The sequence below is a fragment of the Lutibacter oricola genome, assembly GCF_900106565.1.
In the GTDB taxonomy this organism is placed as follows: Bacteria; Bacteroidota; Bacteroidia; order Flavobacteriales; family Flavobacteriaceae; genus Lutibacter; species Lutibacter oricola.
Window position 1 is genome coordinate 78,392 of the sequence record NZ_FNNJ01000010.1, and the last position, 16,968, is coordinate 95,359.

Here is a 16,968-nt window from a genome sequence, read left to right on the forward strand (position 1 = left end):
TGTAAAATTTGTAGGCGCAAAAATAGAATATTTAAATGGAAAGTAAAAATGCAAATGGGTCTAAATTTCCATTTATTTTCAATAATTTTAAACTTTCAAAAAATATAAATGCATTTACAAAAAATTACATTAGTAAATTTTAAAAATTTTGACTCTCAAACGTTTGATTTTGAGAGTAAAATAAATTGTTTTGTTGGAGATAATGGAGTTGGTAAAACAAATGTTTTAGATGCAATTTATTATTTATCTTTCGCAAAAAGTTACTTTAATCCGGTTGCTAGCCAAAATATTAGGCATACCGAAGACTTTTTTATGATAGAAGGAGAGTACAAAATGCAAGAAAAAATAGAAAATGTAGTTTGTAGTTTAAAAAGAGGAAGCAAAAAAGTAGTAAAAAGAAATGGTAAAGCTTACGAAAAGTTTTCTGAACACATAGGGTATTTACCATTGGTTATAATTTCACCTGCAGATAGGGATTTAATTGTTGAAGGTAGTGATACGCGCCGTAAATTTATGGATAGTGTAATTTCGCAAAGCGATAAAAATTATCTAAAAGCAGTTATTAACTATAATAAGGTGTTGGTACAGCGAAATTCTTTATTAAAGTATTTTGCAGCTAATAGAACTTTTGATGCTGTAAACCTTAATGTTTATAATGAACAACTTACTAGTTATGGTTCTATAATTTTTGAAAAGAGAAATAACTTTTTAAATGAGTTTATTCCTATTTTTAAAGAGCGCTACAAAGCTATATCTGGAAATAACGAAACTGTTAATTTGGCTTATAAATCTCAATTGTTAGATATTGATATGTTAAGTTTATTTGAGCAAAATATAGAAAGAGATAGAGTGTTGCAATATACTAGTGTTGGTGTACATAAAGATGATTTATTGTTTGAAATTGATGGGTTTCCTATAAAGAAATTTGGATCTCAAGGACAGCAAAAATCATATTTAATAGCCTTAAAGTTAGCGCAGTTCGATTTTATTAAAGCGCAATCTAAAGTGAAACCTATATTATTGTTAGATGATATTTTTGATAAATTAGATGATTCTAGAGTTTCTCAAATAATTAATCTAGTTGATAATGATGAATTTGGACAGCTTTTTATAAGTGATACTCATAAAGTTAGAACAGAAGAAGTAGTAAAAAAAACAAATCAAACCTATAAAATATTTGAATTGTAATGGCAAAACGTACAAGAGAATTTCAATCTATTGAAGAGTTAATGGGTAGCGTTATTAAAGAAAATAAACTTACCAAAGGATTAACTCAACTTTCTTTAGAAGAACATTGGGCAAAGCTAATGGGTAATGGAGTCGTGTCATACACTCAAAGTATAGAAATTCAAGGAAAAACTTTAATAGTTAAATTAAATTCTTCGGTATTGAGAGAGGAGCTAAGCTATGGTAAAGAAAAAATTGTTAAATTATTGAACGAAGAGTTTGGAGAAAAACTTATTTCAAAAGTGTTATTAACATAAAAAAACCAAGCTGAATTAACAACTTGGCTTTTTAATTGATTGAATGTTTTTTTAAAATTTTTCTCTGTCAGAAAAATGAAAGTTACCTTCTTTAGTAGCGTTTTCATTACTATCTGAACCGTGTACTGCATTTTCACCTTTAGATGTCGCAAAAGTTTTTCTAATAGTTCCTTCAGCAGCTTCAGCTGGATCTGTAGCGCCAATTAAGGCTCTAAAATCTGCAACAGCATTTTCTTTTTGAAGAATAGCAACAACAATTGGCCCACGAGTCATAAATTCAACTAATTCACCAAAAAATGAACGTTCGCTGTGTTCACTATAGAAATCACGAGCATCAGCTCTAGAAATTCTTGTCATTTTTAAAGCTACAATTTTAAAACCTGCAGCAGTAATTTTTTCAATAATTGGACCAACGTAGCCATTTTCAACTGCGTCAGGTTTAATCATTGTAAATGTTCTGTTTGTAGTAATCATTATTTTGTAATTTTTAGGTGGACAAATATATATTTATTTTTTATATAACAATGTTACTCATTATATTTTTGAATATAGCTTTTATAAAGTATATTTTTTCTTCCTCTAATTTCCATAGTAACCTCATTAGTTTTTAGATTAAATTTAAGGATTCCAAAACTTTTTTTAAATACTACATCTACTATTCTATAAGGGTTTAACTCTCCAGAGTAGCTTGTGTAAGAATGTGTTAAACCGCTAGAAGTAAAGTCGATTAAAGGATAATTTAGACCTTTTATTTTTTTGCTAGAAATTTCAGAAATATGCCTATCTCCAGATAAAATAATAGCATTTTTTGTGTTGGTTTTAACTAATAAATCTTCTAATTTTTTAACTTCATTAGGCATATTACCCCAAGTCTCAAAACCATGTAAATTAGATAAAAATTGAATACTACTCATTATAACAGTATAACTAGCCTTAGAAGTAGTAAGCTCATTTTTTAACCATTTCCATTGAGACTCACCTAGCATATTGTTTGTTTGAACATTTGAAGGCGTGTATCTTTTTCTTTTTGAATTACTTCGAGTTAAAGGAGTTCTAAAATAACGAGTATCTAATATTATAACCTTTATAATTGTATTTTTAACCTTGTATTCTTTTGAATAATATACGCCTTGTTGACTTCTTCTTTTATCATTTTTGGGAACATCAAAAAAATCTAAAAATAGTTGCTGCGATTCATTTTTTTTAGAATATTCTACACCACCATCATTTACGCCATAATCGTGGTCGTCCCACGTTCCAAGTATTTCAGTGTTTTTAGCAAATAACTTATAGTCTTTATTATTTTTTTGCTTTTGGTAGTTTTTACTCAAATACTTCATGTCTTTTGTATCTGAATAAATAATATCACCACCCCAAAGCCATACATTTGGTTGGTTTTTAGAAACCTCTTTCCATAAGTTGTTAGGCAGGTGTTGGTTGTTGCAAGAGCCAAAAGAAAGAATAAAATCTGCCTGTTTAGAATTTTTTAATTGCCCATTACTATAAATGCTAAATAGCATAAAGATGCTGAGAATTAGTTTAGAAGAATTTTTCATTATATATTTATTATGTTTCCTTTAACAAATATACAAGTGTATCACTAAACATGTATGTTATTAAATTGTATATTTGCAGCATATGAATAAAAGTGATATTAATGAAGTAAAAGAGCTACTATCAACTAAACAAAACATAGTTGTAGTACCGCATAGAAACCCCGATGGAGATGCAATGGGTTCTTGTTTAGCAATGTACCATTACTTACAAGGTAAAGGTCATAATGTAACAGTTGTAGCTCCTAATGATTATCCAGATTTTTTAAAATGGTTGCCAGGATCTAAAAATGCCTTTAAGTTTGACATGCAAAATAGGCAATCTAAAGAAGCTTTAGATGAAGCGTCTATAACCTTTTTATTAGATTTTAATGCGTTGCATAGAGTAGGAGATGATATGGCAAATACCCTAGAGAAATTTATGGGTACTTTTATTATGATAGATCATCATCAACAACCAGACAATATTGCAAAGTATTTATATTCAGATACTTCAATATGTTCAACTTGTCAAATGGTGTATCAATTTTTTGAAATGCTAAATGATTTAGAAGCTATAACACCAGAAATAGCAACTTGTTTATATGCAGGTATTATGACAGATACTGGTTCGTTTAGATTTGCTTCAACTACAAGTAAAACACATAGAATTGTTGCAGACTTAATGGATAAAGGAGCCAAAAATGCTCAAATTCATAATAACGTATATGATACAAATTCATACAGTAGGTTACAATTGTTAGGTAGATCATTAAGTAATATGGTTGTAATTGACGAATTGAAAACAGCTTATATTAAATTAACTCAAGAAGATTTAGATGAGTTTAATTACCAAAAAGGAGATACAGAAGGTGTGGTAAATTATGCTTTATCTTTGAAAGGTGTTGTTTTTGCTGTAATTTTTATTGAAGATACGGATCAAAAAATAATTAAAATGTCTTTTAGATCTAAAGGTAAATTTTCAGTAAATAAATTTGCCCGAGCTCATTTTAATGGAGGCGGACACGATAATGCTGCAGGTGGAAGGTCTACAGTTTCAATAGATGCTACAATTTCTAACTTTTTAAGTATATTGCCAGACTATAAAAATGATTTGAAAAATTCGTATGAGAAATAGTTTCTTACTTTTTTTATTAACTACACTTATAATTTCTTGTATGAATCCGGTACCCAGAAAACCGGTAACAAGAAAAACTACGTCTTATTTAAAAGAGTCTGTAAACTTTAATAAAACACTTATTGCTAACGAAGAAGAAGAATTAAAAAGTTTTATAAAGCAAGATTCATTAACTGCTTACCAACGTTCGGCAAGTGGGTTTTGGTATGCGTATGAATTAGAAAACAAAGCTAATAACTACTTGCCTAAGTTTGGAGATGAATTAGAATATGTTTACGAAGTATATGCTATGGATAATTCTATTATTTATAGTGCAGAAGAAATAGGTAAACAAGGTTATAAAGTAGATCAACAAGAAATTGTTGAAGGTTTAAGAAACGGATTAAAATTAATGAAGGAAAATGAAATTGTAACATTTTTATTTCCTTCACATAAAATGTATGGTTATTTAGGCGATCGAAATAAGATTGGAATAAATGAGCCGTTAAAAGTAAAAGTTCAATTAATTAAAACAATAAAAAAAAATGAAAGTAATTAAGTTTTTATTAGTAAGTACTGTTGTATTATCAATGGCTTCTTGTAATAATGGTAGAGTAACAAAAAAATCTTTAGAAACTGAAGTAGATTCTGCAAGTTATGCTTTAGGTTTAGATATGGGAATTAAAGTAAAAGCTAACTTTGGTGAAATTGATGATGATTTATTTGTTCAAGGTTTTGAAAATGGATTAGATTCTTTAAACATGTTATTAGAAGGTAAAGATGTACCAGCTATTTTAAATAAATATTTTCAGAAAAAACAAAAAGAAAAGCAAGAAAAAGAAAGAGCGGATGCATTAAAAAAAGCAGAAGTTGAATTTGCTGACGTAAAAGTTGAAGGAATTAACTTTTTAGATGATAACAAAGCAAAACCAGGAGTAAAAGTTACTGAAAGTGGTTTACAATATATTGTTTTAAAAGAAGGAAAAGGAGAAAAGCCATTAGCAACTTCAAAAGTAAAAGTACATTACCACGGTACGTTAATTGATGGTACTGTTTTCGATAGTTCTGTAGATAAAGGTACGCCAGCTTCTTTTTTTGTAAATAGAGTTATTAAAGGGTGGACAGAAGGTTTACAGTTAATGAGCCCTGGTGCAAAATACAAATTCTTTATTCCTCAAGAATTAGCATATGGAGCAACTCCACGTCCTGGAAAAATTAAACCTTTTATGCCATTAATTTTTGAAGTAGAATTAATTGAGGTTTTTAATGCAAAAGCACCAAGTAAAAACTAAGAAATGAAAATTATTAAATTTTTACCAATTGTAATTGCTTTGGCAATTATATCTTGCAAGCCTACCAAATATGCAGATTTAGATGATGGTATGTATGCAAATATGGAAACAAACAAAGGAGCAATTTTATTAAAGCTAGAATTTGATAAAACTCCTGTAACAGTTGCTAATTTTGTTTCTCTAGCCGATGGAACAAATGAATTAGTAAATGAAGATTTAAAAGGGAAACCTTATTACGATGGGTTAATTTTTCATAGAGTTTTAAAAGATTTTATGATTCAAGGTGGAGATCCAGATGGAAAAGGAACTGGAGGACCAGGTTATAAATTTAAAGATGAGTTTCCAAAAGATACAGTTGGAAAATTATTGTTGAAACACGACAAAGCCGGTATATTATCAATGGCAAATTCTGGACCAACAACAAACGGAAGTCAATTTTTTATTACACATAAAGAAACTCCTTGGTTAGATGGTAAACATACTGTGTTTGGTAATGTAATTAAAGGGCAAGCTGTTGTTGATTCTATAGCTCAAAATGATACAATTAAACATATCGAAATTATTAAAATAGGTAAGCTAGCTAAAAAGTTTAAAGCTGCAGAAGAGTTTTCTAACCATTTTAAAGTAGCTAAAAAAGAAGCTTTAGAAAAAGAAGAAAAATTAAAGTCTGTTTTAGCTGAAACTAAAGCAATGTTCGATGCAAATGCTTCAAAAGCTATTGAACTTCCTTCAGGTTTAAAATATGTTATTACTAAAACTTTAAATGGTTCATCTCCAAAAATGGGTGAAGATGTTAAAGTTAATTATGCAGGTTATTTTACTGATGGAAGATTATTTGATACAAGTTATAGCGATATAGCAAAAAAGTATGAAGTATACGATAGTAATAGAGATAAGCAAGGTGGTTATGCACCGTTTAATACTCCTTACGGTCCAGATGCACGTTTAATTCCTGGTTTTAAAGAAGGTTTACAAAAAATGAAATTTGGTGATGTTGCTTTATTATACATTCCTTCTCATTTAGGATACGGAGCTCACGGTGCTGGTGGAGTTATACCTCCAGATACTGATTTAGTTTTTGTATTAGAAATAGTTGAGAAATCAGCTAAAAAACAATAAATTAATTTAATTCAATGTTCGAAACTTTAATAGATAAAGATGTTGAATTATTAATATACCTAAATAATTTAGGCACTTCACAATGGGATGGCTTTTGGCTTTTTATTACAAATAAGCTAAGTGCCATTCCATTATATATTTTATTACTTTACTTTTTCTACAAACAGTTTGGTTTAAAAAAAACAGTAGTAATGCTAATTTTTGTAGCATTGTTAATTGCAGTTTCTGATCAAACAAGTAATATGTTTAAATATGGCTTTAAGCGTTTAAGACCTTGCCATAACGATGCTATAGTGAATTTAATTCGTCTAGTTAAGCCATCTTGTGGTGGTAAATTTTCTTATTTTTCGGCACATGCAGCAAATTCAATTGCAATAGCCGTGTTTTTTAGTTTGTGGTTAAAGCAGTACTACAAATACTTAATGCCAATACTGTTATTTTGGGCTTTTGCGGTTGCTTATAGTAGAGTTTATATTGGTGTTCATTTTCCTTTAGATATTCTAACAGGAGCTTTATTTGGTGTTTTTTACGCTTTAATATTTTATTATTTGTTAAAATTGTTTTATACTCGTTTTTTTAAAGTATAAAACTCTTTAATACAATATGCACATAAAAAAAGTTGTACTAACAACCATTCTACTCGTTTTTATAATAACATTATCAATTGGTCAACAAACAGACTCTATTTCAAAAAAAAGTTTTTGGAAAAAAAGTATTGTTCCTGCTTCTTTGCTAGGAGTAGGAGTATTGCTAAACAATAGTAAGTTTGAAAAAAAACTACATAAGGATGTAATGAGTTTTGTTGGAAATGATTTTAAAACAAGTGTAGATGATTATATTTTATTTGCGCCAATTGTTCAAATGTACACTGCAGATTTATTAGGTGTAAAGAGTAAAAATCATTGGTTCGACCAATCTAAATATTTGTTTATTTCTAATGTAATTTCTTCAGGAATTACAAATAGGTTAAAAGTTGCAACGGCCAAAATAAGACCAGATGGAACTCCAAAAGCATTTCCATCAGGACATACAACAATTGCTTTTACAAATGCGGCTGTATTACATCAAGAATTTAAAGATAGTTCGCCAATATTAGCATATAGCGGATACGCCTTTGCAACAGCAACAGGTGGACTTAGAATGGCTAATAACAAGCATTGGGTTTCCGATGTTTTGGCTGCTGCTGGAATTAGTATTTTAGTTACAGAATTGGTGTATTTAATTAAACCACTTAAAAACTTTAATCCGTTTAAAAAAACAAAACATTTATCATTCTACCCAAATTATAATAAAGGTAGTTATGGGTTTTATGCTTCGTACAATTTTTAACTATTTGCTGTAGATTTTTGAGTTTAGCGGATTTAGAAAAATAAGTAAGAAAATTACTCCAAAAGCCAATTCATACAATTCCCATTTTCTGTTAGAGCCCATAAAAACTAATAAACCTGTACTTAATAAAAAAGCAATGGTATGGTGCCATTTAACAATAGGCACAGCAAAAGAATCTGCTAAGTTTTTAATAGCGTCATATTTTCTGTATAAAAAAGGAGTTATAATTAGGTAAATAACTAAAATTAAAGTTAACAGTTGACTGAAAATAAGCTTGTTGATTTTTTTGCCATCAACAACCATATTGTGTAAATTAGTTTCTCCTTGTGCATTGTTTTCAATAAAATATTCTGAAGATTCTACTTCAAAAATACGTTGACCCCAAGAAATTTCTTCACCTGCACCAAATAAAAATATTATTCCCATACCTAGTATTCCAATTTTCCATAGAATTTTTTTTGAGCTTTGAAGCTTAAAAAACCTAATAAAAAGCAGCATACTTGATAAAAATAATAAAACAGCAGTACCATATTCGGCAAAACCATCTTCTTTTGTGTAAACTTCATCAAAAAATTGAAGGTTGGTATTGGCAAAGTAAATTCCAAATCCAAATACTAAAATTAAAAATATATAGGCAATTTTATCTGTTCTTGTAAGTGTTTTCATAAATGTAAATTAAAGTGCAAAAGTACTATTTTTTAGAAACTATATATAAGTTTCGTACCAATCTGGTACGTTTTCTTTTACTAACGTTTAAATTGTAAGTTTCTTTTAAATTAATTGAATAAGTTGAATTTAATTTAGTCTTAATATTTTCAAAATCTTCATCTAAAATTAAAAGACCAAATTTTTCTTCTGAAGGAATTAAAAGTTCCTCATTTTTATAAATATTTTTAATAATTCCGTTGTAGTTCCAAATAAATTCAGGAGCCATTTCTCCGATAGAATACGCTGTAATATTGTTTTTTTCTTCAATAGTATGAAGAGATGTAATATTGTTGTACGCCTTGTTTTTGTTGAAGTGCTTTGATATTGGTAAGCCAAATAAGAATACCGAAACCATAAATGCAATGGTTAAATAAAAAGTATTCAGCATATTTTTTCGAAGTAAGTTTTTTAGAAGTAGTACTCCAATTAGAACTCCGGCTATTGAAGTAGCTAAATAGTTAAATAAATAATTTTGAAGGTCTTCTTTTAAAATGAAATAAAGCGCAATAGGTATTGCAAGTGCACACACTGAAATAATTCCAAAATTAAAATATACAGGTATTGTTTCTGCTTTCTTTTTTAATTGACTAAAGTTTTTTATTAAGTATTGAATATAAAAACCAGTGTTTAATGCTAAAGGAATAAGTACAGGCATTAAATATCTTGCCTTTTTCTCAGGAATAGCAGATAGTAAAACTACAGCTAAAATGGTCCACCAAAAAGTGAATTTATATGCCTTAGTGTTTTTAACACGTTTTACTAAATATGGATATAGTAAACCTATAAACGCAGGTATTGTCCATAAGCCAGATTGTGTAAAAAAGCTCCAGTAGTAATAAAATGGACGTACATTATAGCTGCTCCAATTACCAGTTTCTTTAGTTGCAATTTTTAAAAATGCTTCAGGATCTGCGTATCTAACATATGCAAACCACCAAGCACCAACAATTAAAAATAGAATTATTGAAGCTAAAAAAGGAACTATTTTAGTTTTTTTAAACTTAAAAACTATTCCGTAGGAAATAATAAAAGGTAAAAAAAGCGCAAATAAAGATACTGGTCCTTTACTTAAAATGGAACAACCAATTAAAATACCTGCAAATAAGGTGTTTTTCCATTTGTTGTTTTCTTTTTCAAAAATTAAGAATAAAAAGTATAAACCACTTAGCATAAATGCGTGTGCGTATATATCCCAAGGCGCTTCATTAATAATAGCAAAAACGTAAAACGAAGTAGTAAGAATTAGTCCATTGTTTAAAGCTTGAACTTTAGATAATTTCAATTTTAAAGATAAAAAATATGCAGCTATACCTAAAACAAAAACCATTAAAGCGGCAGGTAAACGTAATGCAAATAAACTTTTAACTCCAAAAATTAATGCAGAAATTGCAGTAAACCAAGTTGGTAGTGGCGGTTTTTGGTAACGAGGTTCACCATTCATAGTTGTTAAAATCCAGTTTCCATTGTCAATCATTTCTCGAGCAGTAATAAAATTTCGAGCTTCCATAATAGTAATATTAGGAACGTTTAAATGAATAAGTAACATTAAAACAATAACGCTAAATAATGTTGCTAAAGGGTATTTTTGAATAGTGTTAACCATTTTTTTAAGCTTAAAATGTATTAATCTTGTTTTTTTAGAATAATAATGTTTCTAACGTAAATAACAGAACCCATTAAATGACCAACTAGTAAAACAGGATCTTTTCGCAAAACGGCATAAATCAATATCATAATTGAGCCAATTAAACTAAGTAGCCAAAATCCAAAAGGCAAAGAAGATTCTTTATTTTTTTCAGAATAAATCCATTGGTATATAAAACGTAGTGTAAAAATTACCTGTGCAATGCTTCCCCAAACTAATAACCAAGTTGGTATGGCGTTATTTTGAAAAAGTTTAACCATATCGTACGTATTATTATTGTACGAGTAAATAACTAGTAAAACAGGGAAAATTAATAAGAAAAAGCGTAATAGTTTAGGAGCTTTTTTCCATTCCCCTTGTAATTGTAAATTTCTAATGTATATAAAATAGGTAAGTGCTTGACCAAGCATAATGGCAAAATCGTCACGTAAATAGCCATATACAAATAACATAAAAGAAGCAATTAAACTGAGTTTCCAGAATAATGAAGGAGTTAAAACTTTTTTACTTTTTTCAGATAAAATCCATTGTAAAATTAACCTTCCAGAGAAAAGTATTTGAGCTAAAAAACCAACACTATAAATTACCCAGTTACTCATTAACCTTTTTTAGCTATTTGGTAATTTACATATTTTTTTTTCATCCATAAATAAGCAAAACAATCCATTAACGGTCCTAAAAGTCGGTTCCAAACACCAAACTTAGCTTCTCCAGCAATACGCGGAAAATGTTGTACAGGTATTTGTTTTATTTTTCCGTTTTGTAACAAAATCATTGCAGGTAAAAAACGGTGTAAGCCCTTAAACATAGGTATGTTTTTAGCATATTCAGTTTTTATTACTTTTAATGGGCAACCAGTATCGTCCATACCATCGTGGGTAAAAGTTCTTCTTATACCGTTAGCAATTGTAGAAGACATGTTTTTTACAAAACTATCCTTTCTATTAGCTCTAACACCAGTAACTAAATCGTACTCATTAATTTCTTTAAGTAATAGGTTAAAATCTTCAGGAGCAGTTTGTAAATCACTATCAATATAACCTACCAACTCAGTATCTGTATTGTTAAAACCAGCTGTAATTGCAGCACTTAAACCACAATTTTTTTCAAAACTAATAAATGTAAAGTCAGGATTATTAGTGCAAATTTCTTCAATTAAATCTTGGCTTTTGTCCTTACTTCCGTCATTTACAAATAAAACCTTTGTTTTTTTTGAAGCAATATTAATATATTTTGTTAGTTCTTCTTCAACTCGTTTTAAATTATCTTCTTCATTATATACAGGAACAACAATTGTAAATTGATAACTCATTATTAATTAGGTGGTTTTTAAAAATTAAGACAAAAGCGACTTAATAAAAAATTTCGGTAAATTTAAAATATTTATTTTGATAATTGTGCAACACTTAAAATATTGTTTCGTCTTTAAAAATAGAAGTAACCAACTTAATGAATAAAACTGTTTGTATAAACGCTAAAATTGTTGAAGGTTGTAGGCATAACAACGCAAAAGCACAAATGAAATTGTACGATTTGTATTGCGAAGCTATGTTTATAGTTGCCAAACGCTATGTTAAAGATAAAGTAATTGCAGAAGATGTTATGCAAGATGCTTTTATAAAGGTGTTTAAAAATATTAACAGTTTTAAAAATGAAGTTACTATAGGTGCCTGGATAAAAAAAATTGTGATTAATCAATGCATTGATTATTTGAAAAAGAAAAGAATTGAGTTGGTATCAATTGAAGAGAAAGAATTGAAATTAGCCGATAATGATGATTGGATGGTAGAAGATGAAACAACAATTGAAAAAGTGTTGCAAACAATAAATCAACTGCCTGAAAAATACAAAACCATTTTAAACTTGTATTTAATTGAAGGGTATGATCATCAAGAAATATCGCAAATTTTAAACATTACTGAAGTAGCTTCGCGCTCGCAGTTAATGAGAGGTAAAAACAAGTTGAAAAATCAATTTAAAGATTTTAAATATGTCTAAAGATTTAAGAGAAATATTAAAAAACAAGGTTGAAGAAAACTTAAACCTATCTAATAATCATAGAATTAATTTTGAAGCAAGATTAAAAAATGAATTGCATCAGGAGCAAAAAAATGGTTTCGGTTTTTGGAAAATTGCCGCATCAATTACAATATTAATTGGTTTAGCTGTTTCCATATATTTCTTTAATACAAATCCCGTTGAACCAAAACTAGCAAAAACATTTGATAGTTTAGGAAGTGTTTCTCCAGAATTAAAAAAGGTAGAAAATTTTTATTTAGCAAGTATTCAATCAGAGATTTTAGAATTAGAACAAACGGCAGAAAACAAAGAGCTTTTAGATGGTTATTTAGAAAAAATAAGTGAGTTAGATAACGATTATAAAGATTTAACAAGCGATTTAAATACCGATGGTATTAATGAGAAAATAATCAACGCTTTAATTGATAATTTACAACTTCGTTTAAAATTATTGTATCAACTTAAAGAACAGTTAAACAATTTAAAAACAGTTAACAAACTAAAAAATGAAACGAATAACATATAAATTAACAATAAGCATTCTTTTAATTGCTTTTGGGCTTCAGGCTCAAACATTTAATAAAAAAATTGAAGAGAGTTTTAATGTAAACTCAGACGTAAATATTGTGGTAAATACATCGCATTCCGATGTTGTAATTGATACTTGGAATAGAAACGAAGTTTCTATTGAAGCTACTATAGAAATAGAGGGAGTTTCAGAAAAAGAAGCAAAAAAACTAATGGACAAATGGAGTTTTGAAGCTTTAGGTAATAAAAGTAAAGTAAAAGTAACATCGTTAGCAAATAGCTTTTTCTTTGGAAATGATTTCGATTTTGAGCATACTATTGTAATACCAGATATTCCTCATTTTGAAATGCCAGAATTACCAGAGTTGCCAGAAATGCCTGAACTTATAGAAATACCTGAGATGCCGGAATTTGAAATAGAAATTCCAGAAATAGAAATTCAAGAATTTCATTTTGATTATGATGCGTATAAAAAAGACTCTACCTATTTAAAAAAATACAAAGAGCGTATTCAAAACCAGGTTAAGCATTTTAAAAATAGTGATTGGCATAAGAGAATTGATTCTTTAAAAAGTACTGATGATTATAAAAGGAAAGTTGAGAGATTTAAAATTCAATCTAAAGAGTACGCAAAAAAAATGAAAGAATCTAGATGGTATAGAGATGTTGAAAATATGAGAAACAGCGAAGAATTTAGAAAAAGTATTGAAGAGGCAAGAAAACAAGCTGAGAAATTAAGAAAGCATTTTAAAGATAATAAAGAGTTAAAAGCTAGAAAAGAAGTAAAGAAACCAAAAAATAATAAATCTTATAATTATCATTTTTCGTACTCAACAGATGATATAATAGATAAATCTAAAATAAAGATTACTAAAAAAATAAAAATTAAAGTACCTAAAAAAGCTACATTCAATTTAAATGTTAGACACGGAAAACTAAAAGTACCAAAATCTAACAATAAAATGTCTGCAACTGTTAAGTATGGTAATTTTTTTGGAGGAATAATTGAAGGCGAAAAAAACAATATTATTTTTGAAAACACACCAGTTATAATTAATACATTAAATTCAGGAAATATTACATTAAAAAACGTGCCAAATGCTTCATTTGGTACGTTTTCAAATGCTAGTTTGTTTTCAAACTCATCTAATGTAATAATTAATGAAGTTGGTGAGAACGTGGCTTTAAGTCAAAAGTTTGGTAAAATAGAGGTGCTAAAGGTTGTTCCAGAGTTTAATAATTTAAATGTAGTTTTAGATTATACAAAAGGAAATTTAAATCTATCTAACGCAGCGTATGTTTTTCAAATTAATGGTAAAAAATCAACAATTGATTTAGATGCTATATTAGAAAATGTTAACGAAAAAAATATGGATGGCGTAAGAATAATTAATGGTTATAGTAAAGACAAAAATGCTTCGAATAAGCTAATTTTAACTACAATTTATAGTAACTCAAAAGTAAACTAAATTGTAAAAATAACTTCTTTTTAAAACTTCAAAATCCTATTGAAGTATAATTTTTCCATTACGTAATTGTTTTTATCTTTACAACTTCAAAAACAATAAAATATTAATGGAAATTTACAAATCAAATACGTTAAAAATCTACAATTCTTTAAGTAAAAATAAAGAAGAATTTAAGCCAGTTGTTGAAGGTAAAGTTGGTATGTATGTTTGTGGACCAACGGTTTATAGCAATGTACATTTAGGTAATGTTAGAACTTTTATGTCTTTTGATATGATTTTCCGTTATTTAAAGCATTTAGGTTATAAGGTACGTTATGTACGTAATATTACAGATGCAGGTCATTTAGAAAACGATGCAGATGCTGGTGAAGATAGAATTGCTAAAAAAGCACGTTTAGAGCAAATAGAGCCAATGGAGGTAGTACAACGTTATACGGTAGACTTTCACGAAACACTTCAAAAAATAAACAATTTACCACCAAGTATTGAGCCTACAGCTACAGGGCATATTGTGGAACAAATTGAGATTATAAAAGATATTTTAGAAAAAGGGTTGGCTTATGAAGTAAATGGTTCTGTTTATTTTGATGTTTTAAAATACAATGAAACTGAACATTACGGAATTCTTTCAGGAAGAAATATTGAAGATTCTATTCATAATACAAGAACGTTAGATGGGCAAAGTGAAAAGAAAAACCCACAAGATTTTGCACTTTGGAAAAAAGCAGACGAACGCCACATTATGCGTTGGCCTTCGCCTTGGAGCGATGGTTTTCCTGGTTGGCATTTAGAATGTTCAGCAATGAGCACAAAATACTTAGGTGAAACTTTTGATATTCACGGTGGTGGAATGGATTTAAAATTCCCACATCACGAGTGTGAAATTGCACAATCCAAAATTAAAAATGGTGTAAATCCCGTAAATTATTGGATGCACGCTAATATGTTAATTTTAAATGGTCAAAAAATGGCTAAATCTACAGGGAATTATATTTTACCAAACGAAATTTTTTCTGGAGATAATGAAATTTTAAGCAAAGCATTTAGTCCTAGTGCAACGCGTTTTTTTATGTTGCAGGCTAATTACCGCAGTATTTTAGATTTTACAAGTACAGGTTTAGAGGCTTCAGAAAAAGGGTATGTAAAGTTAATGGAAGCCGTTTCATCATTAGATAAAATTGAAACTAGTAAAGAATCATCGTTAGATATTAAAGCTTGGAAACAGAAATGTTACGATGCTATGAACGATGATTTTAATACACCTGTTTTAATTGCAAATTTATTTGAGGCTGTAAAATTTGTGAATGTTTTACTAGAAAAGAAAGCAACCATTTCTGCTGAAGATTTAGAAGAGTTTAAAGCTACAATTAATGCCTTTGTTTTTGATGTTTTAGGACTTCAGAATGAATTGCAACAAGATAGTTCAGATAAGCTTTCTGGTGTTGTTGAAATGTTAATTGGTATGCGTAAACAAGCACGTGAGAATAAAGATTGGGCACTTTCAGATAAAATTAGAGATGAATTAGCTGAATTAGGTATTCAATTAAAAGACGGAAAAGACGGAACAACTTTTTCTGTAAATTAGTTTTGAAATCTGTAGCCAAAATATTAGCAATTCCATTTATATGGTTGGTACGTTTTTACCAAGCAGCTATTTCGCCATACACGCCTTCGGCTTGTAGGTATTCACCTACATGTTCAAGCTATTCATTAGAAGCTTTGCAAAAACACGGTTTTTTTAAAGGTGGTTTATTAGCTATTAAAAGAATTGGTAGTTGCCATCCGTGGGGTGGTAGTGGTTACGATCCTGTTCCAGAAAAAGAAGAAATTAAAAAAGATAAATAATAATTAAACTGTTAAACAGTTATTAATAAAAAATTAGAATGACTTTACTTCAAATAAATTGGAATCCGGCTCCAGAATTATTTAAAATCGGACCGATTGCAATACGTTATTACAGTTTAATGTTTGTTATTGCATTTGTACTAGGATTGCAAATAATGAAACGCGTATTTATAAAGGATAAAATTGAATTAGAAAAATTAGATTCATTATTTATTTATATGGTATTGTCTATTTTAATTGGAGCTAGGTTAGGACATTTTTTGTTTTACGAGCCAGCAGCATTAATAGAAAGACCTTTAGAAGTAATTTTACCTTTTCAGTTTTCGCCAAGTTTTAAATTTACAGGGTTTGCAGGTTTAGCAAGTCACGGAGCAGCAATTGGAGTAATTATAGCATTGTATTATTTTAGTAAAAAAGTGTTAAAAAAACCAATTTTATTTATTTTAGATAGAATTGTTTTGCCTTCTGCCATTGGTGGAGCTTTTGTACGTTTAGGAAACTTAATGAATTCTGAAATTGTTGGAAAACCAACAGGTAGTGATTATGGTTTTGTTTTTGAGCGTTTAGGTGAAAGTTTTCCGCGTCATCCGGCACAGTTATACGAAGCAATTTGTTATGTAGTAATATTTGCAATTTTATGGTTTGTATATTGGAAAACAGATAAAAAGCAAAAACCTGGTTATTTGGTTGGGTTGTATTTTGCGCTAACATTTTCAGCCAGATTTCTAATTGAATTCTTTAAAGAAGCTCAAGTTGAAGGTAGAGAAGATTGGGTTTTAGGTTTAAATACCGGACAAGTATTAAGTATTCCGTTAGTATTAGGAGGTTTATATTTTATGTATAGAAAAACAAAGGCTTAATAATTTCTAAAACCATCTGCT

At 28.9% G+C, this 16,968-nt stretch carries 20 protein-coding genes; 14 read left to right on the plus strand and 6 right to left on the minus strand.

What is annotated here, in order from left to right; translation table 11 throughout:
- Nucleotides 1-108 precede the first annotated feature (108 nt).
- Together recF and BLU40_RS14755 are read left to right on the plus strand one after the other, a co-directional pair.
- A complete protein-coding gene (recF, locus tag BLU40_RS14750) occupies nt 109-1,188 on the plus strand; it encodes a DNA replication/repair protein RecF (RefSeq protein WP_090125284.1) in 1,080 nt (359 codons plus the stop codon).
- Entirely contained in the window at nt 1,188-1,484 is a 297-nt protein-coding gene (locus BLU40_RS14755; RefSeq protein ID WP_090125288.1) for a DciA family protein, read from the plus strand. Before recF ends, BLU40_RS14755 begins: the two co-directional genes overlap by 1 nt.
- Before the next feature lie 51 nt (nt 1,485-1,535).
- Here BLU40_RS14755 and BLU40_RS14760 read toward each other — a convergent pair whose 3' ends face one another.
- Together BLU40_RS14760 and BLU40_RS14765 are read right to left on the minus strand one after the other, a co-directional pair.
- Nucleotides 1,536-1,955: a nucleoside-diphosphate kinase gene (locus BLU40_RS14760; protein WP_090125493.1), complete on the minus strand. Its 420-nt coding sequence runs from the start codon at nt 1,953-1,955 to the stop codon at nt 1,536-1,538.
- A 56-nt stretch (nt 1,956-2,011) separates the two neighbouring features.
- Complete coding sequence (locus BLU40_RS14765) at nt 2,012-3,004, minus strand: alkaline phosphatase D family protein (RefSeq protein WP_245729957.1); 993 nt, start codon at nt 3,002-3,004, stop codon at nt 2,012-2,014.
- 118 nt (nt 3,005-3,122) lie between these two features.
- On the opposite strand from BLU40_RS14765, the gene BLU40_RS14770 reads away from it, so the two are divergent.
- The 6 genes from BLU40_RS14770 to BLU40_RS14795 are packed head-to-tail and all read left to right on the plus strand — an operon-like array spanning nt 3,123 to nt 7,873.
- Nucleotides 3,123-4,154 carry a DHH family phosphoesterase gene (locus BLU40_RS14770; protein ID WP_090125294.1) on the plus strand — a complete coding sequence of 344 codons (1,032 nt, stop codon included), beginning with the start codon at nt 3,123-3,125 and terminating at the stop codon, nt 4,152-4,154.
- Complete coding sequence (gene gldI, locus BLU40_RS14775) at nt 4,144-4,692, plus strand: gliding motility-associated peptidyl-prolyl isomerase GldI (protein ID WP_090125296.1); 549 nt, start codon at nt 4,144-4,146, stop codon at nt 4,690-4,692. The genes BLU40_RS14770 and gldI overlap by 11 nt, the downstream gene beginning before the upstream one ends.
- Nucleotides 4,679-5,425 carry an FKBP-type peptidyl-prolyl cis-trans isomerase gene (locus tag BLU40_RS14780; protein ID WP_090125299.1) on the plus strand — a complete coding sequence of 249 codons (747 nt, stop codon included), beginning with the start codon at nt 4,679-4,681 and terminating at the stop codon, nt 5,423-5,425. Before gldI ends, BLU40_RS14780 begins: the two co-directional genes overlap by 14 nt.
- 3 nt (nt 5,426-5,428) lie before the next feature.
- Complete coding sequence (locus BLU40_RS14785; protein ID WP_090125303.1) at nt 5,429-6,544, plus strand: peptidylprolyl isomerase; 1,116 nt, start codon at nt 5,429-5,431, stop codon at nt 6,542-6,544.
- A 14-nt stretch (nt 6,545-6,558) separates the two neighbouring features.
- A complete protein-coding gene (locus BLU40_RS14790) occupies nt 6,559-7,131 on the plus strand; it encodes a phosphatase PAP2 family protein (protein WP_090125306.1) in 573 nt (190 codons plus the stop codon).
- Between the two features lie 16 nt (nt 7,132-7,147).
- Nucleotides 7,148-7,873 carry a phosphatase PAP2 family protein gene (locus BLU40_RS14795; RefSeq protein ID WP_090125309.1) on the plus strand — a complete coding sequence of 242 codons (726 nt, stop codon included), beginning with the start codon at nt 7,148-7,150 and terminating at the stop codon, nt 7,871-7,873.
- Here the strand turns inward: BLU40_RS14795 and BLU40_RS14800 are convergent, their stop codons facing one another.
- The 4 genes from BLU40_RS14800 to BLU40_RS14815 are packed head-to-tail and all read right to left on the minus strand — an operon-like array spanning nt 7,874 to nt 11,538.
- A complete protein-coding gene (locus BLU40_RS14800) occupies nt 7,874-8,539 on the minus strand; it encodes a hypothetical protein (protein WP_090125312.1) in 666 nt (221 codons plus the stop codon).
- A 25-nt stretch (nt 8,540-8,564) separates the two neighbouring features.
- Nucleotides 8,565-10,184 carry an ArnT family glycosyltransferase gene (locus tag BLU40_RS14805; RefSeq protein ID WP_090125315.1) on the minus strand — a complete coding sequence of 540 codons (1,620 nt, stop codon included), beginning with the start codon at nt 10,182-10,184 and terminating at the stop codon, nt 8,565-8,567.
- A 20-nt stretch (nt 10,185-10,204) separates the two neighbouring features.
- Nucleotides 10,205-10,825 carry a lipid-A-disaccharide synthase N-terminal domain-containing protein gene (locus tag BLU40_RS14810; RefSeq protein WP_090125318.1) on the minus strand — a complete coding sequence of 207 codons (621 nt, stop codon included), beginning with the start codon at nt 10,823-10,825 and terminating at the stop codon, nt 10,205-10,207.
- Nucleotides 10,825-11,538 (minus strand): glycosyltransferase family 2 protein, encoded by a 714-nt coding sequence (locus BLU40_RS14815; RefSeq protein WP_090125321.1) that lies wholly within the window; start codon nt 11,536-11,538, stop codon nt 10,825-10,827. Before BLU40_RS14815 ends, BLU40_RS14810 begins: the two co-directional genes overlap by 1 nt.
- Before the next feature lie 137 nt (nt 11,539-11,675).
- Here BLU40_RS14815 and BLU40_RS14820 point away from each other — a divergent pair, with 137 nt between their 5' ends.
- The 6 genes from BLU40_RS14820 to lgt all read left to right on the plus strand — a co-directional run bounded on the left by BLU40_RS14820 (nt 11,676) and on the right by lgt (nt 16,947).
- Nucleotides 11,676-12,224 (plus strand): RNA polymerase sigma factor, encoded by a 549-nt coding sequence (locus BLU40_RS14820; protein WP_090125325.1) that lies wholly within the window; start codon nt 11,676-11,678, stop codon nt 12,222-12,224.
- Entirely contained in the window at nt 12,217-12,771 is a 555-nt protein-coding gene (locus BLU40_RS14825; RefSeq protein ID WP_090125328.1) for a hypothetical protein, read from the plus strand. The genes BLU40_RS14820 and BLU40_RS14825 overlap by 8 nt, the downstream gene beginning before the upstream one ends.
- The gene (locus BLU40_RS14830) at nt 12,752-14,242 is read left to right on the plus strand and encodes a hypothetical protein (RefSeq protein ID WP_090125331.1); all 1,491 of its coding nucleotides are present in this window, start codon (nt 12,752-12,754) and stop codon (nt 14,240-14,242) included. The genes BLU40_RS14825 and BLU40_RS14830 overlap by 20 nt, the downstream gene beginning before the upstream one ends.
- A gap of 106 nt (nt 14,243-14,348) precedes the next feature.
- The gene (gene cysS / locus BLU40_RS14835) at nt 14,349-15,827 is read left to right on the plus strand and encodes a cysteine--tRNA ligase (protein WP_090125334.1); all 1,479 of its coding nucleotides are present in this window, start codon (nt 14,349-14,351) and stop codon (nt 15,825-15,827) included.
- A 2-nt stretch (nt 15,828-15,829) separates the two neighbouring features.
- Nucleotides 15,830-16,087 (plus strand): membrane protein insertion efficiency factor YidD, encoded by a 258-nt coding sequence (gene yidD / locus BLU40_RS14840; RefSeq protein WP_090125337.1) that lies wholly within the window; start codon nt 15,830-15,832, stop codon nt 16,085-16,087.
- A gap of 38 nt (nt 16,088-16,125) precedes the next feature.
- Nucleotides 16,126-16,947, plus strand: a complete 822-nt coding sequence (gene lgt / locus BLU40_RS14845) for a prolipoprotein diacylglyceryl transferase (RefSeq protein WP_090125340.1) — start codon at nt 16,126-16,128, stop codon at nt 16,945-16,947.
- Nucleotides 16,948-16,968: the final 21 nt, after the last annotated feature.

Coding starts and splice junctions, on each gene's coding strand:
- recF (WP_090125284.1), top strand. CDS start 109: ATGCATTTACAAAAAATTACATTAGTAAATTTTAAAAATTTTGACTCT.
- BLU40_RS14755 (WP_090125288.1), top strand. CDS start 1,188: ATGGCAAAACGTACAAGAGAATTTCAATCTATTGAAGAGTTAATGGGT.
- BLU40_RS14765 (WP_245729957.1), bottom strand. CDS start 3,004: ATGCTATTTAGCATTTATAGTAATGGGCAATTAAAAAATTCTAAACAG.
- BLU40_RS14770 (WP_090125294.1), top strand. CDS start 3,123: ATGAATAAAAGTGATATTAATGAAGTAAAAGAGCTACTATCAACTAAA.
- gldI (WP_090125296.1), top strand. CDS start 4,144: ATGAGAAATAGTTTCTTACTTTTTTTATTAACTACACTTATAATTTCT.
- BLU40_RS14780 (WP_090125299.1), top strand. CDS start 4,679: ATGAAAGTAATTAAGTTTTTATTAGTAAGTACTGTTGTATTATCAATG.
- BLU40_RS14785 (WP_090125303.1), top strand. CDS start 5,429: ATGAAAATTATTAAATTTTTACCAATTGTAATTGCTTTGGCAATTATA.
- BLU40_RS14790 (WP_090125306.1), top strand. CDS start 6,559: ATGTTCGAAACTTTAATAGATAAAGATGTTGAATTATTAATATACCTA.
- BLU40_RS14795 (WP_090125309.1), top strand. CDS start 7,148: ATGCACATAAAAAAAGTTGTACTAACAACCATTCTACTCGTTTTTATA.
- BLU40_RS14800 (WP_090125312.1), bottom strand. CDS start 8,539: ATGAAAACACTTACAAGAACAGATAAAATTGCCTATATATTTTTAATT.
- BLU40_RS14805 (WP_090125315.1), bottom strand. CDS start 10,184: ATGGTTAACACTATTCAAAAATACCCTTTAGCAACATTATTTAGCGTT.
- BLU40_RS14810 (WP_090125318.1), bottom strand. CDS start 10,825: ATGAGTAACTGGGTAATTTATAGTGTTGGTTTTTTAGCTCAAATACTT.
- BLU40_RS14815 (WP_090125321.1), bottom strand. CDS start 11,538: ATGAGTTATCAATTTACAATTGTTGTTCCTGTATATAATGAAGAAGAT.
- BLU40_RS14820 (WP_090125325.1), top strand. CDS start 11,676: ATGAATAAAACTGTTTGTATAAACGCTAAAATTGTTGAAGGTTGTAGG.
- BLU40_RS14825 (WP_090125328.1), top strand. CDS start 12,217: ATGTCTAAAGATTTAAGAGAAATATTAAAAAACAAGGTTGAAGAAAAC.
- BLU40_RS14830 (WP_090125331.1), top strand. CDS start 12,752: ATGAAACGAATAACATATAAATTAACAATAAGCATTCTTTTAATTGCT.
- cysS (WP_090125334.1), top strand. CDS start 14,349: ATGGAAATTTACAAATCAAATACGTTAAAAATCTACAATTCTTTAAGT.
- lgt (WP_090125340.1), top strand. CDS start 16,126: ATGACTTTACTTCAAATAAATTGGAATCCGGCTCCAGAATTATTTAAA.